Consider the following 24,232-nt stretch of genomic DNA (forward strand, 5'->3'; position numbering starts at 1 on the left):
GTTCGATCACCGGTCTCAGGCTGGATCCCCACGGGCTCGATCAGCGGTCTCAACCGGGCCGCAGTTAGGTTCGTCACCACCGCCTGCGTGTTGCGCGAATCCGCGGGCCGGCAGCCGCATACTGGTGTTCATGCGGCCTCTCACCGCACCCCGGCCAGGCAGGAGGAAAATGCATGGAAACCCTGAAGAAGATCGTACGCAACCAGTACTTCCCCGCGGCCGCGGTGTTGACGGCGGTGTTGCTTTTCTGGATCATCGCCATGTTCGGCGGGCTCTCCCTGCTGAATAACAACCAGCCCCCCATGGCCACGCTGACGTGGATGCTGTTCGTCTATGCCGCGGCTGTGCTGACGCCGCTGGCAGGCATCCTGGCCGGTGTGGACCTGGTCCGCCGCTGGCGCCGCAACCGCATGTACGCGTTGGTTGAGCTGGAACAGGACGGGACCGCCGAGTCCGAGGCCGCGCAGGCGCAGGCACAGGCACAGGCGCAGCCCGCCGAGGCCGAAGCCCCAAGGCAGTCCGCACCGAAACAGCCCGCACAGCACCGCCCGGTAACCCAGCAGCAACCCGTCAATCGCCATCCGGTGCAGCAGCCTGCTCAGCAGCAGACCGCGAAGAAGCAGCCGGGTCAGACCAAGCAGCGCAAAAAAGCCGCGTAGCCACCGGCCAATAACCGCCAGGGCCAAACGCTACAGCGCCAGCTCCACCCGGTTCCGGCCGGCCGCTTTCGCGGCGTAGAGGGCGGCGTCGGCTTCACCCAGGAGGGTGTCGGCGTCGGCACGGTGCTCGGAAGTGAACGCGGAAATCCCGGCGCTCAGCGTCAGCTGCCCCAGCGGATCCCCGGAGTGGACAATCTCCAGGCCGCGCACGGTATCCAGCGCCCGCTCCATTAAGGCCTTGGCGCTCAGCTGTGACTGGTTCGGCAGGACCAGCAGGAATTCCTCGCCGCCATACCGGTACACGCCGTCGCTCTTGCGCGCCGCGCCCACCAGCGCCTCCGCCACGGCCCGCAGCGCGAGATCGCCCGCCTGGTGCCCGTAGATGTCGTTGTAGCTCTTGAAGTGGTCCACATCGCACATGGCCACGCTATATCCTTCCGCGTAACGCTGGCTGCGCGCATGCAGCTGCTCAAGGTCCTCGGAGAGCTTGAGCCGGTTGTGCAGGCCGGTGAGCGGATCCGTCCGCGCCTGCTGCGAGAGCACCTTCCGGTAATGCGCCAGGTCCGCGTGCAAGGTGGTCACCCGCAGCGCCACCAGCAGCCGAGCATGCAGGACAAACGGGTCCAACGGCTTGGTGACGTAGTCGTCCGCCCCGGCAGCGAGCCCGGCAAGTACATCGTCCCGCGAGCCCTGCGACGTCAGCAGCACGATGTACGTGTACAGGTCCGCCTCGCGAGCCCGGATGGCCCGGCACAGCGCCAGCCCGTCCATCCCGGGCATCATCCAGTCCGTGACCACCACGTCGGGCTGGTGTTCCAGGTACAGGGCCCAAGCCTCATCACCGTCCGCCGCCGTCAGGCAGTCATGCCCGTAGCGTTCGACGGCGGCTCGGGCCACCAGGAGCGAGCCCGGATCGTCATCTGCCACCAGGACTTTCACTGTGCCACCTCCAGCGCTAGATCGAGTTCAAAGTCCACACGCACAAGCGCAGCTTCCAGCCGGCTGACCAACTGCGGGCCGCCGTCGAGCATTCCGCTGCGTCCCAGGACTTCCAGTTCGCCGCACAGGCTTGCGACGGCGGTGGCCCCGATGTTGGCCGCCGCACCCTTCAGGGCGTGCGCCGCCTGCGCCAAAGCCAGCCCGCCGCCGTCGGTCACCGCTTCGCGCAGCGCCGCGAGCCGCGCGGGAACGTCCTTACGGAACGCCTCTGTTGTGGCGGGCAGCAAGCCCAGGCCGTCCTCCGGCCCGAGGCCGCGCAGCATGGCGAGCCGGTCCGCATCCAGCGCGGGAGCACCTCCACCTGTGACGGCCAGCAGCTGGGGAGCCTCGTGCTGGAGAGATTCGTGCTGGGGAGCCTCCTCCCACTGAAGCGCCACCGGCTCCGGCGGCCCAGAACGCTCCGTGTCCTGCTCGGGGACCCAACGGGCCAGGGCCGCTTCAAGCTCGGCGGCGTCCACCGGTTTGGAGAGGTAATCGTCCATGCCGGCGGCGAGGCAGCGTTCCCGGTCCCCGTCCAGGGCGCCGGCGGTCATGGCGATGATCGGGAGATGGCTGGCCCCGTCGTCGCGCCGGCGGATGACCCTCGTGGCCTCGAACCCGTCCATCACCGGCATGTGGCAGTCCATCAGGACGGCGGCGTACCGCGTGCTGGCGGTGGCGGCCACGGCCTCGGCGCCATCGGCAACCACGTCCACCGCGTAGCCGAACTTGGTCACCGTGGCGCGGGCCACCAGCTGGTTCACATCGTTGTCCTCCACCACCAGGATGCGGCCCCGCGATGCGCCCCGAAGAGAGGACACAGGGGACGAATCGGCGGACGTCTCATGGGACGACTCCGGGGAGGACTCGGGGGACGAACCGTACGACTCAAACGAAGAGTCAGCCTCGGAAGACCGGCCAACCACAAGAGGCGCCGGGGCGTGGTGTTCACTCGTGGACATTAGCCGGATCAGGCGGTTGTAGAACTCGGAGCTGCGGACCGGTTTCATCAGCCATTCGCGGACTCCGGCGTCGGCGATCTCGGCGGCGTTGACCTGCATGGTGGACGTGAGCATGATCAGCTCGATGTCCGCCAGTGCGGCGTCGGCCTTGAGCTCGCGGGCCAGCTCCAGGCCATCGGTATCAGGCATGCAGAGGTCCAGCACGGCCAGGTGGAAAGGCACTCCGTCCGCTGCGGCTTCGTGGGCGCGGGCCAAGGCAGCGCGGGCATCCGGCACCGCCTCCGGCTGCAGCTTCCAGCCGCGCAACTGGGATTCCAGCACCAGGCGGTTGGTGGCGTTATCGTCCACCACCAGGACGCGGAGCCCGGTGAGGAAACCGGCGGCCGGCACGGGATCCGTGGACGGCAGTGCGACGGGCACGGGGATACGGAACCAGAACGTGCTGCCGTCGCCCGGGGCACTGTTCAGGCCGATCTCGCCGCCCATGGCCTCAGTGAGCCGGCTGCAGATGGCCAGACCTAGGCCGGTGCCGCCGTAGCGCCGGGTGGTGGAAGCGTCCGCCTGGGAGAAGGATTCGAACAGCCGCGCGTGGTGCGCAGGGTCAATGCCGATGCCCGTATCGCGGACCTCGAAGCAGACCATGGCGGTGGCCCCGGGATTGGCGTCCGGCGTCTCGGTGGTCACGCGGATGGAGACCTCCCCGGCCCCCGTGAACTTGACGGCGTTGGAGGCGAGGTTCAGCAGGATCTGGCGGATCCGGCCGGAATCACCGTGCAGCCTGGCCGGAACGTCCGGTTCGCAGTAGGCGATCAGCTCCAGGTTCTTGGCCTGCGCGGGCTCGGTCAGCAAGCCCGCCACTTCCTCCACCAGGACGCGGGGATCGAAGGCGCGGATATCCAGGTCAACCTTGCCGGCTTCCAGTTTGGAGAAGTCCAGGATGTCGTTGATGAGCGACAGCAGCGCCTCACCAGCGCCCTTGACGCCTTGGGCGTACTGTTTCTGCGTGTGGTCCAGCGGCGTCTCCAGCAGCAGTGCTGTCAGCCCCACGACGCCGTTCATGGGGGTACGTATCTCGTGGCTCATCGTGGCCAGGAACTCGGACTTGAGCCTGCTGGATTCCAAGGCCGCTTCCCGCGCCGCCTTCAGCTCCTGTTCGGCGGCCCGGCGCAGGGTAATGTCCCTGGAGATAACGGCGATGCCGCGGAGGTTCCCGTCTTTGCGGATGGGAGAGACGGTCACGGAGACCGGGATGAGGGCCCCGTCCTTGGCCAGGTGTTCGGTTTCAAAGCTCGTGGCCTCGCCGCTTTCGAGGAGTTGCTCGACCACCTCGTCGTCGCCGTCCGTGCTGCCCGGCGGCAGCAGGAACCGCGCGTCGCGGCCGATCGCCTCCTCGGCAGAGTAGCCGTACTGCCGCTCGGCGCCCGGGTTCCAGCTAGTGATGACGCCCTCCGGCGTGGTGCTCAGGATGGCGTCCGTGGAGGAGTTCACGATGGCGCCGAGGCCCTCCAGCTCAGCCGTCCTGGCCGCGACTTCCTGCTCCAGCCCGGTGGTCAGGGTGAGGTTCTCGATGATGATCAGGACCTGGCGGACCAGGATGCAGGCAACGGTCGTCCGGGCCACCGTCAAGAGGAAGGCGCTCATCTCGCTGACGTGCTCCTGGGCGATCATCATGACGGCCACCAGGATCGGCACGTAGGGGAGCAGTTCAAGGGCCAGCGCAAACGCCTTGCGGTCTGGCCGGGGGTTCTCCGCGTAGGGGAGCAGCGGTGCCAGCGCAATCAGGAGGAAGGCGCCGATCCAGCCCAGGGCGAGGGGCGATCCCGTGACGCCCGTGACACCTTCGAACGTCAGCCTGACATAGATGCTGTCGGTGATGGTGAGCACCAGCAGGCCGCCGCCGAAACACAGCCACGGCAGCCGCTCTCCGGGCTGCCGGCGCATCCCGAGGACCAGCACCAGGGACGTGATGACCATGTCCACCACGGGGTAGCCCATGGACGTGAGCCGGGTGAGGAGGTCGCCTTCCGCGCTGAAGGCCGGGCCCAGCGCCGTGTACCAGCTGATCACCAGGACTGAGCCGGCGATCACCGCGGCGTCCAGCACCGTCCGGGCCAGCCCTACGCGGGTGGTGCCGCCCGGGCGCTTGAAGCTGAAAAGCGCGACGGCGGCCGGCACCGAATACGCGAGGAACAGTGCATCCGCCAGGGAGGGGAACGGGTACACGTGGTCGTTGGCGAGGCCGAAGTAGGTCCACACCGCCATACCGGCTGCCCAGACGTAGGCGGCCACCGACATCAGGGCCCAGGCCCGGGCGTTCACGCCGCCGTGCCACGCGGCGTGGGCGCAGCTGCGGCCTGCCAGCGCGGCAGCCACGAGGATGGCAAAGTCACCCGTCACCATGGCCGTGGGCGTGCCGCTGTTGGCGGCAAAATACACTCCAAGAACGCCCAGCACCACAGCACCAAGCGCGATCAGCCAACCTAGCCTGGCCGTGCTCCCGCTGATGGCAGGACGCAGCTCCAGGAGACCACTCTGAGACACGCGGATCCCTCCCCATCGGTGCGCCCGTCACCCGTAAAAGCTGAGACCCGGGCCCGCCCGAGACCTGGGCAGAGACGCATCCCTATGATATCCCTCACAACTCAAGAAGGACCGTACTTCCCGTCCACATGAACCACCTGCCGCCCCGCGCGTTGCAGCAGGCTCGCCGCCACCCCGGAACGGTATCCCGTGGCACAGTGCACCCACACCGTACCCGCCGGAATCTCGGCCATCCGCCCCAGCAGCTCATGCAGCGGGATGTTCACCGCCCCGGCGAGGTGGCCGGCGTCGTACTCATCCGTCCGGCGGACATCGAGCACCACGTCCCCGGCGCTCCGCCCGTGCAGCATTTCAGCCCAGTCCACACGCGGATAATGCACGACGGCGGTGCCCGGCGCGAGTGCCGACGGTTCCGTTCCGAGGGCGGCATCGGGGGAGTCGATGCCGATCCGGGACAGGTCCCGGATGGCCTTTTCGACGTCCTCCTCTGATCCCACCAGCGTCATTTTTTGGTTCCACGGCAGGACCCAGCCCAGGTAGGCGGTAAAGCTGGAGCCGCGGCCGTACTCGAAACTCACCGAGCCCTGCAGGTGACTGCTGGCGAAGGCAACCCGGTGGCGCAGGTCCACCACCCATTCGCCGTCCGCGAGCCGGCGGCTGAGCTCCTCCGGATCCACGGACTCCGGCACGGTGAGGTCCGCCGGCCCCGGACCCTGCCGGTTCGCCGGCGCCATGTGCGCGTAGTAGGACGGGTAGGCCGTCAGGTTGTTGATGAGCTCCCGCACAAAGTGGTCCTCATCGGCGTCCGTGAACGCGTGGTTGGATTGCTGCTGCTCGGCAAGAGTGGACGTCCGGACGCTCGACGCCGGCCCGGACGAACAGAACGAGCCGAACCCGTGCGTGGGGTACAGGGCCGCGTCCGGCTGGGCCTCGGCGGCCAGGCGGCGGACCGAGGAGTACTGGGCGCGGGTGAGGTCTTCGGTGTCCTCGTCACTGACCAGATCAGTCCGGCCCACCGACCCGTAGAGCAGGCTGCCGCCCGAGAACACGGCCTGCTGCTCGCCGTCGCTGACCACGTAGCTGAGATGGTGGTGGGTGTGGCCGGGCGTGGCCACGGCCTTCACGGTGAGCCGGCCCACCTGGACCGTGCCGCCGTCGGCCATTGGCGTGTGTTCGAACCCGACGTCGTCCTTTGCGCTGACAAGGTACTCGGCACCGTGCGCCCGGGCCAGGATGAGCCCGCCGGTGAGGTAGTCGTTGTGCAGGTGGGTTTCGGCAACGTGGGTGATCCGGACGTCGGCTTCCGCGGCCGCGGCTTCCACCCGGTCCGTGTCCCGCTGCGGATCGATGACCAGCGCTACCTCGCCGTCGTGGACCAGGTAGCTGCGGTCCCCGAGCGGCCGCGTTTCGATGACAACGACGTCCATGGAACCCATTGTCCTCGCGTTCCCGCCGCTGGCTTAGTCAGCGCAGGCGCCCTTACCTGTCCTTCATTGCCTGGATGGCGCGGTCTGCCGTTTTCAGGGCCCGCTTCAGCCTGGCGCCAGGCTCAGGGTGGGAGAAAAAGTAACCCTGCAGGAAATCGCAGTCCAGCGCTGTCAGGAAGTCCGCCTGAACCGCCGTCTCGATGCCCTCGGCGGTGACCGTCAGGCCCAGGCTGTGCGCCATGTTGATCATGGAGCTGAGGATGGGGAGGCGTTCGGTTCCGGTGCGCACCATGGACACAAAGGTCTTATCGATCTTCACTGTGTCCACCGGCAGTTCCTGCAGGCGGCCCAGCGACGAGTATCCGGTGCCGAAGTCATCCAGCGCCACGCGTACTCCGGCCTCACGGAGACTGGCGAGCTGCTTGATCAGGCTGTGGTCGGCGTCGAAAAATACACTCTCGGTGACCTCCAGGACCAGCTGGTACGCCCCCACCCCGCTGGCCTCGGCGAAACGGAGGACGTTGCCGGCAAAGTCAGGTTCCTGCAGCTGGACTCCGGAAACGTTCACCGCCAGCGAGCGTGACGGGTCTTCGTTCAGCCACGGCGCGAGCTGGGCGAGGCCTAAAGTCATGACGGCGGCACCGATCTCGCTGATCACGCCGCTGCGCTCCGCAATGGGGATAAAGACCGACGGCTGGATGCGCCCGCCAACGCGGTCCCACCGCGCAAGCGCCTCGAACTGGACTACCTGGCCCATCCGCGGGGAGACAAGGGGCTGGTAGTCCACGGAGATTTCCCCCAGCGGAATGGCGAGCTGCAGGCCGGCCTCCATGTCCGTGCGCTGCACCAGCTCGGTCATCATGTCCGGATGGAACCGACAGTACCGGTTCTTGCCCGCCGTCTTGGCCGCATACATTGCGATGTCCGCCTGGCGCAGCAACTCCGACGCTCCGATGGCGGCATTTCCCATGGAGGCAAGTCCCAGGCTCAGGCTGGGGCGCAGCATGGTGCCGTCAATCCACACCGGAACATGCAGGCAGCGGACAATACAGGCCGCGATGGTTTCGACGTCCGGGCAGGCGGTAAGCAGAACGACAAACTCGTCGCCTCCCAGCCTGGCCACCACGTCCGCGGTGGGGACACAGCCTGTGAGCCTGCGCGCCACTTCCACGAGCATGTCGTCGCCAGCCTGGTGGCCCATAATGTCGTTGACCTCCTTGAAATCGTCCAGGTCGACCAGCAGGACATCCACGGTCTTGAACCGCGGCTCGCGGAGGGCCGCCACCAGTGCGTCTTTGAAGACCGCCCGGTTGGCCAGTCCGGTCAGCGGATCCTGGAACGCAAGTGCTCGCAGCTGTTCGGCCTGCGCGGCCAGGTCAGTCACGGCCTGCTCTGCAAGCTCCTGCGCCTGCCTGCGCGGAGTGACATCCCGGAAGCTCCACACCCGGCCCGCGATCCTCTCACCAACCCGTTGGGGCCGCGAGTACCTTTCAAAGGTCCTGCCATCCTTGAAGTCCAGCACGTCGTGGCTTTCTGCCGCCGGGTTCGCCACAACCTCGGCGATCCTTGCCATGAAGGCCTCCGGGTGGGCAACCTGGGAGATGATCAGCCGCATGATGGGCACTTCGGTGTCACCGTCCAGGAGTTCCGGCGGGATGCCCCACATTTTCAGGAACTGGTGATTGAACCCGGCAACACTGCCGTCGGAGCTGATCACCAGGATGCCGTCTGCGGTGGATTCGAGGGTGGCCGTCAGCAGTGACATGGCCTCGAGGAGGTCAGCGTCAGCTCCCTTCCGGTGTTCCGTGTTACGGACTGAAACCAGCAAAACCTGCGAACCGCCGTCGTCCAGCAGAGAGCCTGCCACCTCGGCGGCGAACTCTGTGCCGTCCCGGTGCAGTCCGTACACTTCACGCGGCGGCAGCGGTTTATCGGGCTGCGCTTGCAGGTGCTCCTGAAGCAGCCGCGTTTCGCTCCGGAACCCCTCCGACAGGAGCAGCCAGTGGTCGCTACCGATCAGCTCAGCGCGTGTGTAGCCGAACAGCTTGCTGGCTGCCGCGTTGGCCATTTTGATGGTGCCGTCCGCGTTGACAGCGAGAAGCGCATCCGGGCTGGCATTAAGAAGCGCGCCAAAATCTGGTGGGCCCAAATCCTTGTCCTGCCGCTTGGAACGCCCCATGCGCTACCACCCCCACGCACATCATAAAGTGCATGTTGTGATCGCGGTACGAAAACGCGTGACTTTCGCGCGGCGCTCGGGAATGGAGGCCCTGGAATTCGCGTTCGTGTGGTCCGTAGCGGTGAAAACTGGCTAAGAGTGACGCATTCCCGTCAGGCCGGCCCCGGCCCCGGAAACTTGGCCGGCCCCGGAAACGACGCTGACAGCGGCGCCGGCGTTGGTGCCCAGTCCGCGGACCACCCAGCCCTCCGCCTGCCAGGCAGCGGCATCGAGGACGTTCCTGGCGTCCAGGATCACGCGCCGCCGCACCAAAGCGCCCGCAGCGGCAGGGCACAGGCTCCTGTATTCATCCCACTCAGTAAGGAGGAGCACCAGCTCGGCACCCTCCAAGGCCCGCGTTGCGGAGGCTTCGAACCGCAGCTGCGGATACCGCAGCCACGCGTGGTTCACGGCTTTCGGATCGGTCACCGTCACGTGCGCGCCGGCCGCTGCCAGCCGCGCCGCGACGTCCAGGGCGGGGGAGTCGCGGATGTCGTCGGTCTCGGGCTTGAAGGAGGCTCCGAGGATGGTGATGGCGCGTCCGGACAGGGCGCCGCCGCACAGTTCCGCGGCCAGGGACACTGTCCGGGTCCGCTGGCGGACGTTGATGGCATCCACCACACCCATCCAGTCGTTCACCGGGTCCACGCCCAGCGCGGCGGCCTGGCTGCGGAGGCTGCGGATGTCCTTGGGCAGGCACCCGCCGCCGAAGCCCAGCCCGGCATGCATGTAGCGGTTCCCGATCCTCGGGTCCATGCCCATGGCCTCGCTGAGTTCGGCCACGTCCGCGCCGGACGCGTCGCATAGTTCGGAGATGGCGTTGATGAAGCTGACCTTGGTGGCCAGGTACGCGTTGGCGGCCGACTTGATCAGTTCCGCCGTGGCGAAGTTGCACACCAGGCGAGGAATGCCGGCGTTCAGCAGCGGCTCATAAACGGCATCCAGCGCGGCCGTCACGGCACGCGGCGCCCCGGTCTTGGGGTTGAAGGCCGCGGCGCGTCCGCCCGCCACACCGTAGACCAGCCGGTCCGGCACCAGCGAGTCCTTCACTGCCGTGCCCTGCCGCAGGAACTCCGGGTTCCAGCCCAGCTGCACGTCCGGCCGCCCCGCGAGGACGCCCTGGAGCATGTCCACCGTGCCCACGGGCACCGTTGATTTACCGACGACGACGGCGCCCCTCGCCAGGTGCGGGAGCAGCGCCTCGGTGGCGGAAACGAGGAAGGTGAGGTCGGCGCCGTCGGACGTCTTGGACTGCGGCGTCCCGACGCACAGGAAATGGACCTGGGCGCCGGTGGCAGCGGCGACGTCGGTGGAGAACGTGAGGCGGCCGGTGCTGCGTCCGTCGCGGAGCAGTTCGTCCAGGCCGGGTTCGAAGAAGGGGGCATGGTCGCGGCCCAGCTGGTCCACTTTGGTGGCGTCCACGTCGATGCCCACCACGGTGTGGCCCATGGACGCGAGCGTGGCGGCGTGCACGGCTCCGAGGTAGCCGCAGCCGATCACCGATATTTTCACAGGGACGCTCCACTTTTGGTTTGGGCAGGCTCAACCACGGGGCGGCGGCTCTTGGTTTCGACGGTTTCTGCCAACGGTTCTCCTGCGATTACTGATTGGTACTGACGCACAAGCTCGGCGCTGAGCACCGGCCACGTCCGCGCCTGGACCGAGGCGTGCGCTGTCGTGGCGAACGCGCGGCGCTTGGCGTCGTCGCCCATGAGGTCCATCACCCGGGCCCGGAAACCGGCCAGGTCGCCGGGCTGGTACAACCAGCCTGTACGGGAGTTTTCCACCAGGTCCAAGGGGCCGCCGCGGCCCGTGGCCACCACCGGCACCCCCGATGCCATCGCCTCCTGGATGGTCTGGCAGAACGTCTCGAACTCGCCGGGATGGACAAAAAGGTCGAAGGACGCCACCGTCTTCGCCAGCTCCTCACCGAAGAGGAACCCGGTGAACACGGCGCCCGGCAGGGCTTCCTGCAGAGCCGACTTTTGGGGTCCGTCGCCCACAATCACCAGCTTGGTGTTCGGGACGTTGGCGAGCGCGGCGAGGTCCTCCACCTGTTTTTCGATGGCGAGCCGGCCAACGTAGCCGATGATCCGCTCACCGCCGGGGGCAACCGTTGCCCGCCACCCGGCGTCGCGCTTTTCCGGCGAGAACCGCGCCGTATCCACACCGCGCCGCCACATGCCCACCCGCGGAATCCCGCGGCCGCGCAACTGGTTCAGCGCGAAGGTGGACGGCACCAGGGTGCGGGTGGCCAGCAGGTGGATGTTCTCCACCCGGTTCCACGCCCAGTTCTCCAGGAACGGCACACCATAGCGTGCGGCGTAGCTGGGAACCTCGGTCTGGTAGATGGCTACGGTGGGGATCCCCAACTGATGCGCGGCCTGCACTGCCCGCCACCCGAGGATAAACGGCGATGCGAGGTGGACAACGTCGGGTGCGTAGTCGGCAAGGATTCGCTTGACCCGGTACACACCGCCCATCGCCACTCGCACGTTGGTGTAGCCGGCCAGCGGAACTGCGGGAACCCGGTGCACCGTCGCGCCGTGAACCACCTCGGCCGGTCCCACGAACTCGGAGACAGCATAGGTGGAAGGGGCGATGACCAGGACGTCGTGGCCCTGGTCCTCCAGGTGTTCAAGCACCCTCAGGATGGAGTGGGTCACTCCGTTCATCAGCGGCAGGAATGACTCGGCAACAATTGCGATCCTCACCCCTCCACGGTGGGCGCGGCGCCTGTCGGGGCGGGGTCACCCGGGTTGAGTCGAGGGAAAGGTTGGGTTAACAGATCGGCGCTCAGCCGTCGTGGCCGTGCCGCAGCACGTCCGGGAGTTCGTCCACATAGACCGTTTGCGGCGGCTCAAAATAGATGACCAGCACCTCGTCGCCGACCGCGAAGACGCTTGTCTTGTCGAAGGGGTGGGCATGGAACGCGTTGGTGCCGCCCAGGTAGGGCAGCATCACCTCGCCGAGGGTTCCGGGGCCAATGCGCCCGGTCACGCGGCCGATCTTGCCGGTCAGGCTGCGGTCAACGTTTCTATGCATCGGGGCCTTTCGCGGGGCGCTTGCCTTCCCGGCTGTTCTTCAGTGCCGAGGACAAGGCAGGGAGGTAGTCGCCCACCTGGGCCAGGATGCCGCCCAGCATCTTGTTCACGCCCTCGCCGCCGTTCAGCACGGTCATCTGGCCCACGTGGGAGAAAGGCTCGGCCGCCGCGGCGATGATGGCCGGCATGTTTTCGGCCAGCTGCTGCGAAATGACGGCGTCCTGGTTGGTCCCGAGTGCTTCGGCCCGGGCCTTGATGCCGTCTGCCTCGGCCAGCGCCTTGGCCTTGATGGCGGAGGCCGCGGCGTCACCGCGGGCCCTGGTGGCAGCGGCTTCGGCCTCGCCGGTGACCTTCGTGGCTCCGGCCGCGGCCGCCGCGGCAGTGGCGTTCGCCTGGGCCTGCAGTTCCGTCCGGCGGGCGTTGGCCTGGGCCTCAAGCTCCGTGCGGCGGGCCAGCGCCTCGGCGGCGCTGATGTCCGCCGCCTTCTGGCCCTCCGCGTCTGTGCGCTTGGCATAGGCCTTGGCGTCGGCGGGCTTCCGGACCGTGGTCTGGAGCTTCTGCTCCTCCCGGTCCGCCTCAAGCTTGGCCACTTCCGTTTCCTGGACGACGACGTGCTGCCGCGCGGTCGCATCCGCCAGCGGTCCCGCCTGGGCGGCCTCGGCTTTGGCCCGCTCGGCGTTCGCCTGCGCCACCGACTGCCGGATGGCCGAAACGCTCTGCGCGTCCGCGATCATTGCAGCCGCCTCGGCCTCCTTCTCGGCCGCCTCGCGGTTCCGCGTGGCCTCCGCGATCCGGGCCTCCATTTTGACCTGGGCAATGTGGGGCTTGGCGATGTTCTGGATGTACCCCGTGGGGTCCTGCAGGTCCTTGATCTGCAGCGAATCCACCACCAGCCCCAGCTTCTCCATTTCCACTCCGCTGGCGCTGCGGACCTGGGACCCCAGCTTGTCCCTTTCGCGGATGATCTCTTCCACGGTCATGCTTCCGATGATGGACCGCAGGTGGCCCTCAAAGACGTTGTAGACCTGGCTTTCCATTTTGGGCTGCTGTCCCAGGAAACGCCTGGCCGCATTTGCGATAAACGGCGGGGCGTCACCGATTTTGTAAATTACCACGCCTTCCACAATCACCTGGATGCCCTGCGAGGTCACGCAGGAAACCTTTAGCTCCGTTTCATTCAGCGTCAGGGAAAGGGTGCGGACGGTCTGCAGGCCCGGAAATACCAGGGCGCCCTTTCCGGTGACAATCTTGAAGTCCATGCCGGCCCGGGTTTCCAGGGTTCCGCGTGTCAGGCCGGAGATGATCAGTGCCTCATTGGGCTCCGCCACTTTCCACATCAGTTTGATGGCACCCCAAACAAACCCGACCACCAGTATTGCCCCGATAATCGCAGCAAGAAGCGGGAAGAATGCTGACAGATCCGGCATGACGAGGTCCTTTCGCGTGCGGAACAGGCCTCCCAGGAAAGCCCCAATAATGGCAGCTGCTCAGGCCTTGCCGGTATTGCGTGTCTCCAATTCCAGCCTGCTGGCCAGCTGTTGTAGACAGTCTGGTTGGCGCCCGCCCAAGAGTCCAGAGCGCGGGCTGTTGCGTAAGGGTTTCAACAGGCTGGATCTCGACCGGCCAGGTTCCTATTTGCCGAGGATCTCGCGGGCAACGCGCTGGGCCTCGATCTCCTCAGGGGCAACGGTGGCTCCGCGGAGGTATCCGGCGGTGGCCATGATTTGCCGCAGCTCGGCTTGCGTGCGCGGCGTGGTCACTCCGTGGTGGGCCATGGCATGGCAGTTGGCGCAGAGCGGAACCAGGTCCGTGAGCGGATCCAGCTGGTAGCCGCCGCCGAGTTGGGCCGCCGGCACCACATGGTGGACGTCGATGAAGTCCTTGCCGAGCTCGCCGTACGCCAGTTCGAAGGAGAACCCGCAGGCCGCGCAGCTGTTGCCGCGGTGCGCGATACACGCCCGCCGGGCCTCGGGGTCACGCTCGTAGCGGTTGGCGGTGACGCGCACGACGGCGGTCTCGGGGTACGTGCCGGGCACAGGTTGGGTGGGGTCTGGTCCTTGCGCCGGCCCGTGAGTGGCCCAGAGCGTCCGGACCGCGGCTTCGTCGCCGGACTCCAGCGCCATGCCCTCGGTTTCGGCGCTGTCCCACACGACGCCAGGCACCGCTGCGTCGAGGACCGCCGCAGGCACGTGGTCGCCCAGCGGCAGGAGCGCATCGAACGCCACCTGCACGGTGAACCCAGGCTGGCCCGACAAGGCCGCCTGATCCGGGTGCCCGGGCTGCCCCGACAGGACGACGCCATGGCCGATCAGTCCGGGGCCGTGCGCTCCCAGCAGGAGCAGCCACACACCGGTGCCGGGGGCGACGCTCCGGCCCACGCTCCAAGGCTCCAGGTGCAGCCCTGTCACGGCGACCTGTTCAGTAACAGCCGCGTAGTTCCAGCGGTTCCAGCCGGCCGGGTCCCAGCCCAGGATGATGTCGCTCATGGGGCCATTGTCCCAGTGGGATGATCAACGGGCGGGTTCGGCCACGGACGTGGTCCCAGTATCCGCGATCAGGCCGGTGACGGCGCGCTACACACCGGTGCGAACGGTTTTGCCCCAGGTGAAGAAGTCCAGCGCGGACCGGCCCTGCTCCAGGAGCGAGGTTCTTGGGCGGGGTGGGCGGCCGTCTCGGCCGCCCACCCGCACTTGGAGCTAGCCGAGGTTGCGCATCGGGTCGGGCCAGTTGCCCACTGTCGAGATGACGTGGGAGCGGTTGATCACAGCAGTGTTGATGGACATGACAGTTTCTCCTGACTGAACGTGGTGTCCGCGCGCCGGTGGTGCGCGGGTGGTCATTGTCTGCCGCGAAAAGGGCAGAGATGACCTGTTCAGTCGGGTGAGGAACCGGGGTCGAAGGAAGGACCGGCCGGCAGCGTCACGGCGTCGGACAGATGTGTTCCACTGTCGGCTGTGGGGAGGGACGGCCAGGACCCGCCAAGGTCAGTCGCACCCTCGGAGCCTCCGGCTGACCCGGAACTGGCCGTCCCGGCGCCATTTGCCAGGGCAGCGGGAGTCCGCGGATCAGGGTTCTGCGGCCCGTTTTCGGGGCCGGAAGGGCTTGCCGATGCCTCCGGCAGGGCCAAGCCTGAGCGGTCCTGGGCCGGGCCGAAGCCGAACCTCGGGGTGTTGGTGGCCGCCAGGCCAACAGGGCCGGCCGGTGCCGGGCTAACGCTCGCAATGCTGCCCTTCTCAACCGCGCTCGACGCCGGGAGGCTGGGAGCCGCCGTTGGCAGGGGGCCGGGTGCCGGCGTCGTACGCGGCGGCAGGCCAGGCAGCGGGGCGATGCCGGGAACGGGCAGCAGATCGGGCACGGGCAGGAGCGGCGGCAACTGCTCAGGCAGCGGCAGGACATCGGGGAGGGGAAGCGGGAGGGGCGCCTGTACCAGCGGCAGATCGGGAAGCCCGGGCACCAAGCCAGTGACGGTATCAACAGTGCTGGTAACCGCTGGCAGCGCGGGGGCAGCCAACGCGTTTGCGGCGGCCGCGGCCGAATCCGCCAGGGACGTTGCGGTTGCCAGTGCAGTTCCGCTTGAGCTCACCACGGCGGGAGGGACCGGAACAGGAAGCGGTTTCGCAAGTGCCGCGGAAGCGGGCTGCAGGAGGTCTCCGGCATCGGGGAAGGGGCTGGACGCGGTGGCTGTTCCGGCTCCCCAGACGAGCCACGCCAACGCGGCCAGGAGGGCCAACAAGACAGGCCGGGACGCGGAGCGGCAACGAGCCCGCAGTATCGCCCCCATCCGATTCCCCCCTCGTCGATGGGCACTGTCGATGGGCACTAGAGTACGCTCGGCCCCGGCCGCCGTCCAGCATTAGTTTTCGCCGCCGTCGCGCACAAAGAAGCCGGTGCAGCTGTTCGCGGAACGCGGCAACTGCACCGGCGAGTAGGACGAAAATTCAGAACTTATGTATCATTTCTCATTCGCGGCTCCTGTATCCCGGCTTGTCATTTCCGGGCTATTTCCTCTCGCCGGACATGTTCCTGGAGAACAGCCAGCCAGCAGCTACCATTGCTACGCCCAGCACCAGGTGGGTCCAGTTGTCAGCCATGTTGAACGACAGGAAGTTGGCCGCCGAGTCAACGCCGACACTGAGCCCGAAAATGCTGAGGATGATGTACAGCGCGCCTGCTCCGATGAGGAAGTTCCGTGCGCCATGTTCGGTCCGGGACATCGCCCAGCCCGTTGCGCCGATGGCCAGCTGCACAATATTGAGCAGCATGGACACCTGGAACAGCCCAAGGAACATTGCATGGGAATCAGGTCCCAGGAACATCAATTCGCTGTACTGGGTGGTGACGCCGGGGATAAAGCCCAGGGCACCCACCACCAACAACAGGATACCTACTCCCATGCCCGCATTCTGGACGTCTGCGCGCCCAAAATGAACGTGTGCATGTGGGGATGCGGTAGTCATTTTTTCTGCCTCCAACCACTGATTGCGGACATTCCAATTTTACGGCGGACGCGTGGAAAAAGCGCCGAATTAGGCGCCCCGACAGTCTGAACGCCCGACGACGGCCCCATCACCGGCGGCGGTCGCCCACCTCCGCACCCGTCGCGGGTTCACAATCAGCGCGGCGGACTACGAACTCTGGTGAGGCGCGTCTCGCAGGGGAGAATGAGCCTGTCGAAACCCGGTCCGGAGCCCCGGCCGTGACACCATGGGACACGATGAAACTGCGCGCTGATCAGACCGGAGACCGAGGCCTTCCCATGCCCTTGTGGCTGCAGGGAGGCCTCGAAACGGCGCAGGCTGCCATCATCTCCGCGCTCCTGGCGGTGGTTCCCATTGTGGCCGTGTGGGCCACCGCGGGCTTCCAGAACACCGCCTTTGATTCCCTGGCCCGCCTCGCCGGGCAGGGCTGGCTGCTGATTCACGGGGTGCCGCTGCAGCTCGCCGTGGTGTCCGGCGAGGCTGGTGCGGCCGGCAGCCCAGGTTCCGGCCTGCTGACCCTGGTGCCCCTCGGCCTGACCCTGATCCCGTTTTTGCTCGCCTGGCGTGCGGGGCGGCGCCTGGCCCGGGCCTCCTATACGGACCAGCTGTGGCAGGCGCTGCTCGGGTCCTGGGTGGTCTACTCGGCGTTCGGCGCTGCCACCGGCTTTGTGTGCCGCACGGCCGACGTCGTCATTAACATCTGGATGGCAATGCTCATCCCGCTCATCCCGTTCGCCCTCGGCATGGTGATCGGCGCCCGCCGCGAGGCAGGCTCATGGAGCCGGCTGATCGGCGTCGACGCAGTCGACTGGATCTCGCGCACCAGCCAGCATTCCCGCTGGGCCGGCTCCTATTTGGGTTCCGCGGCGAAGGCGGGCTGTGTTGCCCTTCTGGCGGCGTTTGCGCTTGCCGGTGTGCTCTTGGCCGTGGACCTTTTTATCCACTGGAACCTGGTGATTGCTGTCTACGAAGCGCTCGACGCCGGCGCGGTAGGGGGTGCCGCCCTCACCATCGCGCAGCTTGGGTATCTGCCCAACCTTGTGGTTTTTGCGCTGGCCTGGGTCTCGGGCTCGGGCTTCGCCCTGGGCGTGGGCTCGCAGGTGGGGCCGCTGGGCACAGCAACCGGGCCGCTGCCGTCCATCCCGGTCTTCGCCGCCATCCCGTCGGGTCCGCTGGACTACGGGTTTATGGCACTGGTGCTGCCCGTTCTGGCGGGGATCCTGGCCGGCTGGTGGTTCCTGCGCGAAGGGGAAAACCACTTCGACGAGTGGCTCTCCATCAAGTTTGACGCGCGCTGGTTCACGGCCACGGTGTCCACGCTTGCCCTCGGCGCGCTGGTGGGCGCTGTGTCCGGTCTGCTGGCCGCGGGCCTGGCCTGGCTGGCCCGCGGCTCCGCCGGGCTGGGCCGCCTCACGGCCATCGGACCCGACCCCTTGTGGATGGGACTCTGGATTGCCGCGGAGGTGGGCATCGGCGTCGTGATCGGTTACGCAGCCGGACCGTGGCTGGAACGCCAGCAGCACGTGGATGAGGAAGCGGAACTGGCCCGCTGACTTTCGTGGCTGTTGCTGGCGTGGCTGCTACCGGAGACCCGGCAGCGAGCTTTCCAGCTGGACCCGGCAATTGGAGAGCGCCTGGTCGGTAAGAGCCTCGCGTGAGCAAGCCTGGAAGTCCTGGACCTGGCGGAAAAACAGCGCCGTGGCCAGGATGACCAGCAGCATGATCAGCGATACCACTAGCCCCGAGATGGTGCCGAACAGGACCAGCTTGGACTCCTTGAGCCGAGCCGACCGGACCAGCAGAAGGATGCCCAGCACAAAGCTCGCCGCGGTCAGGATGCCGGTGAGCCAGAGGTAGTTGACGTCGAGCTGGTAGACGAAGAAAGCGCCCAGCACGGTGACAATGAAGATCCGGAACAGGTTGCGGGTTTTGGTGAGCGAGTCCTTGGCGGCGTCGCTGAGCGGCTGTTTGGTCCGTTGCTGGCCAGCCGGTTCCGGGGTGTTGTTCATGTTTTCCAGCCTACGCGAGCGTGCCCATAAGCTAGACCCATGCGCATCGTAGTCCTCGTTTCCGGCACCGGGTCCAATCTCCAGTCAGTCATCGACGCCGTCAAGGCAGGGGAGCTGGACGTGGAAATCGCGGCGGTGGGTGCCGACCGGGAGGGGACCTACGGCGTCGAACGCTCCTCGGAAGCCGGGCTGGAGACGTTTGTGGTCAACTTCAACTCCTTCCCCACCCGCGACGAATGGGATGCCGCACTGACCGCCCGCGTGGCGTCCTACGCCCCGGACGTGGTGGTCTCCTCAGGCTTTATGCGCATCGTCAGCGCCGATTTCATCGCTGCCTTCAACGGCAAGTACCTCAACACCCACCCCGCCCTGCTGCCCGCCTTCCCCGGCGCCCACGGCGTGCGCGATGCCATGGCCTACGGCGTGAAGGTCACCGGCTGCACGGTGCACTGGGCCGACGCCGGGGTGGACACCGGGCCCATCATCGCCCAGGAAGCCGTCACGATTGAACCGGGCGACACCGAGGAATCCCTGCACGAACGCATCAAGGTGGTGGAGCGCCGCCTCCTGGTCAACACCCTGGCAGCCCTCGCCGCCGCCTGATTTTCTCGAATGCTCTATCACCTACAGTCGCTCTGAGGGCTGAGAACGACCGCAAGTGATAGAGCATTGCGGGCGTCGGAGAGCATTCGGGTGACGCCGGGGGCTACTCGAGGCGGCGCTGCTTGGTTTCGGGGGAGAAGAACGCCATCCACAGGACGGCCACCAGCACCAGCCCGCCGGCCAGGGCGAAGGACGTGGCCAGGCCGAGTTCGGGCCAGAAGTAGTTCGCAAATATCAGCGGCCCAAAACCAGCCCCCAGCCGCGAAAATGTTGACGCCCAGCCGAAACCCGTGCCGCGGAGCTCGGTGGGGTACAGCTCAGACACGTACGCGTAGAGCACCGGAATCGCTATCTGCACCACAAAGCCGAATACCAGGAGCCAGAACACGGCTGCGGTGGGGATGTCCACCACAATCGCCACGATCACCAGGGTCAGTGCGGACAGCGGGCCGGTGATGGCCAGGATCCATTTGCGGCCCACACGCTCCACCAGCAGCGCTGCCACAACAACACCCAGGAGCCCAACCGCGGCCATGGACGCCGTGGTCACAAACGCCTTGTACTCGGCGAAGCCCGCGCCGATCAGGATCCGCGGCATCCATGTCAGGGACAGGTAGTAGACCAGCAGGATGCTGAAAAACAGGGCCCAGGCCGTGGCCGTGATCTTCCAGTTGAACTGCCACACCAGCCGCAGCTGGTGCCATGCGCTGCCGGCGGAGAGCCGCGGAACTTCCTGCGCGTCGGGCAGGCTGTAGGCGCGGGGTTCGGCGCCCGTTGCCGCCACGAGGTCGTCGATGACCTTGGCAGCTTCGTCGCGGCGGCCCTTGCGGATGAGGAACAGCGGCGACTCCGGGACGCTGCGCCGGACCCAGAACACCAGGAGCGCAGGCAGCACCATCACCAGCATTGTCAGCCGCCAGTCGCCGAACACCGCCACGAGGCCGGCGGACACAAAACCGGCAAGGGCCGCGCCCACCGGCCACCAGCCGTCCATCGCGGTGAGGACCTTCCCGCGCTGCTTGCGTGGTGTGAACTCACCCACCAGCGCGTAGTCCACCGGAATGCAGCCGCCCAGACCAAAGCCGGCCATAAAGCGGAACACGCAGAACCAGATCAAGTCGGGGGAGAAGGCGCCCAGGACCGTGAAGAGCGAGAAAATCAGCAGCGTGGCCGTAAACGCCTTCTTGCGCCCGATCGTGTCCGCGATGGTGCCCCACACAAACGCGCCCAGGGCCATGCCGATCAGGTTGGACGTACCCACCCAGGCCACCTCGCCGGGAGCCAGGGCCCAGTGCGTCGAGAGCAGCGGGATGAGGATGCCGTTAAGCGTCACGTCCCACGCATCGAACATGAAGCCAAGGCCGCCGATCACGAAGATCCTGCCCTGGACTTTCCAACGCCAGGGCAGTTCCTGGACCACCTGTTCGCCGCTGGGCACAGTGGTGTAAGTATTCATCGCAGCCTCCTGTGAAAACTCTAACCGTGCCCACTGACGTTCACACTGAGGCCGGCAAGCGGGGCAAACCGCACAACACGATAAACTGGGCCCATCCCCACCAACCGCGGCACTGTTCCGCGAGATCAGACGGAGACTTTTTGTGAGCGTCACGCAGCCTGACCGTGTATCCATCGACCGTGTTCCCATCCGCCGGGCGCTGATCTCGGTCTACGACAAGACCGGTCTGGAGGATCTCGCCAAGGGCCTGCACGCAGCCGGCGTGAAGATCGTCTCCACCGGTTCCACGGCCAAGAAGATCGCCGCGGCCGGTATCCCGGTCCAGGAAGTCGAAGAAGTCACCGGGTCTCCGGAAATGCTGGACGGCCGCGTCAAGACGCTGCACCCGCGCGTCCACGGCGGCATCCTGGCGGACCGCCGCGTTCCCGCGCACATGGAAACCCTCGCAGGCATGGAAATTGAAACCTTCGACCTGGTGGTGGTGAACCTCTACCCGTTCGTTGAGACCGTGAAGTCCGGCGCCGCGCAGGACGATGTCGTTGAACAGATCGACATCGGCGGCCCCGCCATGGTCCGTTCGGCAGCGAAAAACCACGCCGCCGTCGCCATTGTTGTTGACCCCACGTTCTACGGTTCCGTGGTCACCGCCGCCGCTGAGGGCGGTTTTGACCTGAAGACCCGACGCCGGCTGGCCGCCAAGGCGTTCGCCCACACCGCGTCCTACGACAACGCCGTGGCCACCTGGACTGCCAGCCAGTTCCTGGATGAAGACGGCGACGGCGTCATCGACTGGCCTGCCTACGCCGGCCTGTCGCTGGAGCGCTCCGAGGTTCTCCGCTACGGCGAAAACCCGCACCAGCAGGCCGCGCTCTACGTGGACAAGGCCGCCCCGGCCGGCATCGCGCAGGCGGACCAGCTGCACGGCAAGGCCATGAGCTACAACAACTTCGTCGACGCCGACGCCGCCCTCCGCGCCGCGTTCGACTTCGCCGAGCCCGCCGTCGCCATCATCAAGCACGCCAACCCGTGCGGTGTCGCCGTTGGTTCCGCTGATGCTGCAGACCCGATCGCCGACGCCCACGCCAAGGCCCACGCCTGCGACCCCGTTTCCGCCTTCGGCGGCGTCATCGCTGCCAACCGGACGGTCACCGCAGCCATGGCACAGACCGTTGCCGGCATCTTCACCGAGGTTGTCATCGCCCCGGACTTCGAGCCGGCAGCCGTGGAGATCCTCGCCAAGAAGAAGAACATCCGCCTGCTCGCACTGCCCGAGGGCTACGGCCGCTACCCGGCCGAAATGCGCCAGGTCTCCGGCGGTGTCCTGGTACAGATGAGCGACAAGGTGGACGCCGACGGCGACAACCCCGCCAACTGGACTCTCGCCGCCGGCGAAGCCGCTGACGAAAAGACCCTCGCGGACCTGGCCTTCGCCTGGACCGCCTGCCGCGCCGCCAAGTCCAACGCCATCCTGATCGCCGATCATGGTGCAGCTGTGGGCATCGGCATGGGCCAGGTCAACCGCCTGGACTCCTGCCGCCTGGCCGTCGAGCGGGCCAACACGCTGGGCGTTTCGGTGGAGTCCGACGTCGAAGGTGCTGGCGGTGCGGCTGGTCCGTCGACAGCAGAGGCGACCGTTGCACCCGAGCGTGCCCGCGGCGCCGTTGCAGCCTCCGACGCGTTCTTTCCCTTCGCTGACGGCCTGCAGATCCTGATCGATGCCGGTGTACGCGCCGTGGTCCAGCCGGGCGGTTCCGTCCGGGATGAGGAAGTCGTCGCCGCGGCCAACGCAGCCGGCATCACCATGTACTTCACGGGCGCCCGCCACTTCTTCCACTAATCCCCGCCGGCTCCCTAACCTCGCAAGGCCCCACCAGCTCCCTCCCTCGCAAGCTCGGGTCGGGGCCCTCGCTGGAGCGGTTCCACGGTCAGGGAACCCTGCCGGCGTGGGCCCAGGGTTAAACGTCGACGGCGCCTGTCCCCACTGAGGGGACAGGCGCCGTCGGGCCTTAACGGGCAGCTAGGAAGGACGTGGTGCCGGGTCCGCGCCCCGCTGCATGAGGCGCGGACCCCCTTCCGGCAGCCGAAGCTCCCGGGGCTTTGCAGCGGCCATGCGCTGTTTGGTCCAGTACTCGAGGATCTCCTCGCGGGGCTGGCCCGATTTGCTGTGGCTGACGGATCCGTTCCCGGATGCCTCGTCAGGCGAGGTTTTCCTAGGCTGCTGCGGCACTGAAGTAGGCCTCCTGGATGGCCGCGCCCCAGTACGGGCCGTACATCACGGGTTTCGGAGTGTACCCGTAGCTGTTGATGGAGTTCTGGAAGCCGTCGGAGCCGCTGCCGATGAACCAGGGGCCGCCTGACGAGCCGCCGGTCATGTCGCAGGGGATTCCTTGCGTGCCGAACTGCGGGTTGGTCGTGTCATTGGTGGCGGTGCCGGTGCAGATCCAAAGCCGCTCGCCGTTGAAGGGCTTGGCGGCGGGGTAGCCGTAGGCGGTGTACTTCAGGCCGCGGGCTTCATTGAATGCCACGCCTGAGCCGCCGACGACATCCTCCAGCAGTGCGCCGTCTTGCCTCGGGTCCATCGCGGCAAAGCCGGTGTCGTAGCTGATGTCTCCACCCACACTCCACTGGGTGGGCGTGAAGTACTCGCTGGCGCTCCACGCGCCGTAGGGGGCCACCCCGTCCTTGTACTTAGGGACAAAAACGAAGTTGGTGGCGAACTTGCCGGGACCCTCGTTGAGGCAGTGTCCGGCCGTGGCAACGGTGCTCTTGTTCGACGCCGACACGACGTTTCCGGAGCAGACGTAATTTTGGCCGCCGAGGGTGAAGAACACCTTACCGATGTGGGCTACCGGGTCCGCAGGCTGTGCGAGCGAGGGCTTGCCTTTTGTGCCCGTCACCGTGGTTTTGGGTCCCTGCAGCACGTCGGCCGCGCTGGATGATTTACCGCGTTCCAGCGCCTTGCTGGCCAGGACGTCGCCGGGAATCGCTGCGCGCATGCGGTCTGATGTCCAGTAGTCTGCCGCACCGGTGCTGTCCGCCGTTGCGCGGGCTACCGAAGGTACTGCCTTATCGTCCGACGCCGATGGGGCAGCGTGGGCGCCCCCGGCACCAACCAGCGCGATTATGGCAGCTGCCGAAAGGCTCAGGAAGCTGGCAGCCAGGGAGCTGGTTCGCGTCATTATTGTCCTGTCTAAAACGGGTGTGAGGGGGCCCGGGACGGCCCGCCGCGTGACCCCTCGAACCTATCGACGTATGACAAATTTGTAAATAGTAGTGACGCCTCGGGTATGGTCCCGGGCAGGCGTTCATGATCGCGCGCTGGTGCGCCGCTCTGGTCAAAACCGTTGCCGAAGGGTATTTTTCTCCTATACAGTGGCACGTCCGACCTGGGCTCCGGACTCTATGCGAATTGGGGCCCCATCGTGATTGCTTTCTGGAAGTCCGCCAAGAAGTCCGCCGTGCATGGCCGGCACTTTGCAGCCGAAGGGAGCGCCCAGGGTGCTTCGCCGGAAATTGAAGCCTACGCAGCAGGCCTGCAATTGCGGGACGTTGATCCCATCCATTCGTTCACGGCGACGGAGGAGCTGCGCCGCCAGGACCCCAAATACGTACAGCTCTGGCCCAGTGACATACCCCACAAGAGGCGCTGACTCGATCCGCACCGGCGACGGTGGCTCCCGGCGGTAAAGCGCGACGGCGACTGGCCGCCCGGCGCGTGCGCACCGCCGTCGGGCGTTTTCCCATGCCCCAATCCGCTGTAATGCAGGGCCGTCTGGCCGCCCCAGTACGGTTCAAAGCCGTGTCCTCAGGTAAGTTAGGGGGTGGTGAAATAGAACAAAATTTCCAAAAAAATCAGC

The 24,232-nt window shown here is 66.8% G+C and carries 19 protein-coding genes; 5 read left to right on the forward strand and 14 right to left on the reverse strand.

Going from position 1 to position 24,232, the window contains the following annotated elements; all coding sequences use genetic code 11:
• The first annotated feature begins 173 nt into the window (after positions 1 to 173).
• The gene (locus tag NIBR502772_RS08040; protein WP_141139791.1) at positions 174 to 659 is read left to right on the forward strand and encodes a hypothetical protein; all 486 of its coding nucleotides are present in this window, start codon (positions 174 to 176) and stop codon (positions 657 to 659) included.
• 30 nt (positions 660 to 689) lie between these two features.
• Here NIBR502772_RS08040 and NIBR502772_RS08045 read toward each other — a convergent pair whose 3' ends face one another.
• The 11 genes from NIBR502772_RS08045 to NIBR502772_RS08095 all read right to left on the reverse strand — a co-directional run bounded on the left by NIBR502772_RS08045 (position 690) and on the right by NIBR502772_RS08095 (position 16,286).
• Positions 690 to 1,598, reverse strand: a complete 909-nt coding sequence (locus NIBR502772_RS08045; protein ID WP_141139792.1) for a diguanylate cyclase — start codon at positions 1,596 to 1,598, stop codon at positions 690 to 692.
• Positions 1,595 to 5,140: a PAS domain-containing hybrid sensor histidine kinase/response regulator gene (locus tag NIBR502772_RS08050; RefSeq protein ID WP_246848735.1), complete on the reverse strand. Its 3,546-nt coding sequence runs from the start codon at positions 5,138 to 5,140 to the stop codon at positions 1,595 to 1,597. The genes NIBR502772_RS08045 and NIBR502772_RS08050 overlap by 4 nt, the downstream gene beginning before the upstream one ends.
• A gap of 101 nt (positions 5,141 to 5,241) precedes the next feature.
• Positions 5,242 to 6,567 (reverse strand): MBL fold metallo-hydrolase, encoded by a 1,326-nt coding sequence (locus NIBR502772_RS08055; RefSeq protein ID WP_141139793.1) that lies wholly within the window; start codon positions 6,565 to 6,567, stop codon positions 5,242 to 5,244.
• A gap of 52 nt (positions 6,568 to 6,619) precedes the next feature.
• Positions 6,620 to 8,746: a bifunctional diguanylate cyclase/phosphodiesterase gene (locus tag NIBR502772_RS08060; RefSeq protein ID WP_141139794.1), complete on the reverse strand. Its 2,127-nt coding sequence runs from the start codon at positions 8,744 to 8,746 to the stop codon at positions 6,620 to 6,622.
• Positions 8,747 to 8,878: 132 nt separating this feature from the next.
• Positions 8,879 to 10,297, reverse strand: a complete 1,419-nt coding sequence (locus tag NIBR502772_RS08065; protein WP_141139795.1) for a UDP-glucose/GDP-mannose dehydrogenase family protein — start codon at positions 10,295 to 10,297, stop codon at positions 8,879 to 8,881.
• Positions 10,294 to 11,499 (reverse strand): glycosyltransferase family 1 protein, encoded by a 1,206-nt coding sequence (locus NIBR502772_RS08070; RefSeq protein ID WP_210412408.1) that lies wholly within the window; start codon positions 11,497 to 11,499, stop codon positions 10,294 to 10,296. The genes NIBR502772_RS08065 and NIBR502772_RS08070 overlap by 4 nt, the downstream gene beginning before the upstream one ends.
• A gap of 82 nt (positions 11,500 to 11,581) precedes the next feature.
• Entirely contained in the window at positions 11,582 to 11,830 is a 249-nt protein-coding gene (locus NIBR502772_RS08075; protein ID WP_141139796.1) for a hypothetical protein, read from the reverse strand.
• Complete coding sequence (locus NIBR502772_RS08080) at positions 11,823 to 13,256, reverse strand: flotillin family protein (RefSeq protein WP_141139797.1); 1,434 nt, start codon at positions 13,254 to 13,256, stop codon at positions 11,823 to 11,825. Before NIBR502772_RS08080 ends, NIBR502772_RS08075 begins: the two co-directional genes overlap by 8 nt.
• 204 nt (positions 13,257 to 13,460) lie before the next feature.
• Entirely contained in the window at positions 13,461 to 14,315 is an 855-nt protein-coding gene (locus NIBR502772_RS08085) for an HNH endonuclease (protein WP_141139798.1), read from the reverse strand.
• A 386-nt stretch (positions 14,316 to 14,701) separates the two neighbouring features.
• Positions 14,702 to 15,559, reverse strand: a complete 858-nt coding sequence (locus NIBR502772_RS08090; RefSeq protein WP_141139799.1) for a hypothetical protein — start codon at positions 15,557 to 15,559, stop codon at positions 14,702 to 14,704.
• Between the two features lie 268 nt (positions 15,560 to 15,827).
• Complete coding sequence (locus tag NIBR502772_RS08095) at positions 15,828 to 16,286, reverse strand: DUF4383 domain-containing protein (RefSeq protein WP_141139800.1); 459 nt, start codon at positions 16,284 to 16,286, stop codon at positions 15,828 to 15,830.
• A gap of 257 nt (positions 16,287 to 16,543) precedes the next feature.
• On the opposite strand from NIBR502772_RS08095, the gene NIBR502772_RS08100 reads away from it, so the two are divergent.
• Positions 16,544 to 17,860, forward strand: coding sequence for a DUF6350 family protein (locus NIBR502772_RS08100; RefSeq protein ID WP_141139801.1), 1,317 nt, complete (start codon positions 16,544 to 16,546; stop codon positions 17,858 to 17,860).
• 27 nt (positions 17,861 to 17,887) lie between these two features.
• Here NIBR502772_RS08100 and NIBR502772_RS08105 read toward each other — a convergent pair whose 3' ends face one another.
• A complete protein-coding gene (locus NIBR502772_RS08105; protein WP_141139802.1) occupies positions 17,888 to 18,316 on the reverse strand; it encodes a hypothetical protein in 429 nt (142 codons plus the stop codon).
• A gap of 39 nt (positions 18,317 to 18,355) precedes the next feature.
• Here NIBR502772_RS08105 and purN point away from each other — a divergent pair, with 39 nt between their 5' ends.
• Positions 18,356 to 18,919 (forward strand): phosphoribosylglycinamide formyltransferase, encoded by a 564-nt coding sequence (purN, locus tag NIBR502772_RS08110; protein WP_141139803.1) that lies wholly within the window; start codon positions 18,356 to 18,358, stop codon positions 18,917 to 18,919.
• A gap of 103 nt (positions 18,920 to 19,022) precedes the next feature.
• On the opposite strand, the gene NIBR502772_RS08115 is transcribed toward purN, so the two are convergent.
• Positions 19,023 to 20,375, reverse strand: a complete 1,353-nt coding sequence (locus NIBR502772_RS08115) for an MFS transporter (RefSeq protein ID WP_141139804.1) — start codon at positions 20,373 to 20,375, stop codon at positions 19,023 to 19,025.
• A gap of 142 nt (positions 20,376 to 20,517) precedes the next feature.
• On the opposite strand from NIBR502772_RS08115, the gene purH reads away from it, so the two are divergent.
• On the forward strand, positions 20,518 to 22,212 hold the full coding sequence (gene purH / locus NIBR502772_RS08120) for a bifunctional phosphoribosylaminoimidazolecarboxamide formyltransferase/IMP cyclohydrolase (RefSeq protein ID WP_141139805.1): 1,695 nt from the start codon (positions 20,518 to 20,520) through the stop codon (positions 22,210 to 22,212).
• Positions 22,213 to 22,585: 373 nt separating this feature from the next.
• Here purH and NIBR502772_RS08130 read toward each other — a convergent pair whose 3' ends face one another.
• On the reverse strand, positions 22,586 to 23,554 hold the full coding sequence (locus NIBR502772_RS08130; RefSeq protein ID WP_168223507.1) for a serine protease: 969 nt from the start codon (positions 23,552 to 23,554) through the stop codon (positions 22,586 to 22,588).
• Between the two features lie 243 nt (positions 23,555 to 23,797).
• Between NIBR502772_RS08130 and NIBR502772_RS08135 the strand changes: the two genes are divergently transcribed.
• A complete protein-coding gene (locus NIBR502772_RS08135; protein WP_141139807.1) occupies positions 23,798 to 24,025 on the forward strand; it encodes a hypothetical protein in 228 nt (75 codons plus the stop codon).
• Positions 24,026 to 24,232 lie beyond the last annotated feature (207 nt).

The organism is Pseudarthrobacter sp. NIBRBAC000502772 (assembly GCF_006517235.1).
Classification (GTDB): Bacteria; Actinomycetota; Actinomycetes; order Actinomycetales; family Micrococcaceae; genus Arthrobacter.

Bases quoted from the DNA above. Each gene is read 5' to 3' on its own strand.
- NIBR502772_RS08040 (WP_141139791.1), top strand. From the start codon at position 174: ATGGAAACCCTGAAGAAGATCGTACGCAACCAGTACTTCCCCGCGGCC.
- NIBR502772_RS08085 (WP_141139798.1), bottom strand. From the start codon at position 14,315: ATGAGCGACATCATCCTGGGCTGGGACCCGGCCGGCTGGAACCGCTGG.
- NIBR502772_RS08080 (WP_141139797.1), bottom strand. From the start codon at position 13,256: ATGCCGGATCTGTCAGCATTCTTCCCGCTTCTTGCTGCGATTATCGGG.
- NIBR502772_RS08115 (WP_141139804.1), bottom strand. From the start codon at position 20,375: ATGAATACTTACACCACTGTGCCCAGCGGCGAACAGGTGGTCCAGGAA.
- NIBR502772_RS08060 (WP_141139794.1), bottom strand. From the start codon at position 8,746: ATGGGGCGTTCCAAGCGGCAGGACAAGGATTTGGGCCCACCAGATTTT.
- purN (WP_141139803.1), top strand. From the start codon at position 18,356: ATGCGCATCGTAGTCCTCGTTTCCGGCACCGGGTCCAATCTCCAGTCA.
- NIBR502772_RS08095 (WP_141139800.1), bottom strand. From the start codon at position 16,286: ATGACTACCGCATCCCCACATGCACACGTTCATTTTGGGCGCGCAGAC.
- NIBR502772_RS08100 (WP_141139801.1), top strand. From the start codon at position 16,544: ATGAAACTGCGCGCTGATCAGACCGGAGACCGAGGCCTTCCCATGCCC.
- NIBR502772_RS08130 (WP_168223507.1), bottom strand. From the start codon at position 23,554: ATGACGCGAACCAGCTCCCTGGCTGCCAGCTTCCTGAGCCTTTCGGCA.
- NIBR502772_RS08055 (WP_141139793.1), bottom strand. From the start codon at position 6,567: ATGGACGTCGTTGTCATCGAAACGCGGCCGCTCGGGGACCGCAGCTAC.
- NIBR502772_RS08075 (WP_141139796.1), bottom strand. From the start codon at position 11,830: ATGCATAGAAACGTTGACCGCAGCCTGACCGGCAAGATCGGCCGCGTG.
- NIBR502772_RS08105 (WP_141139802.1), bottom strand. From the start codon at position 18,316: ATGAACAACACCCCGGAACCGGCTGGCCAGCAACGGACCAAACAGCCG.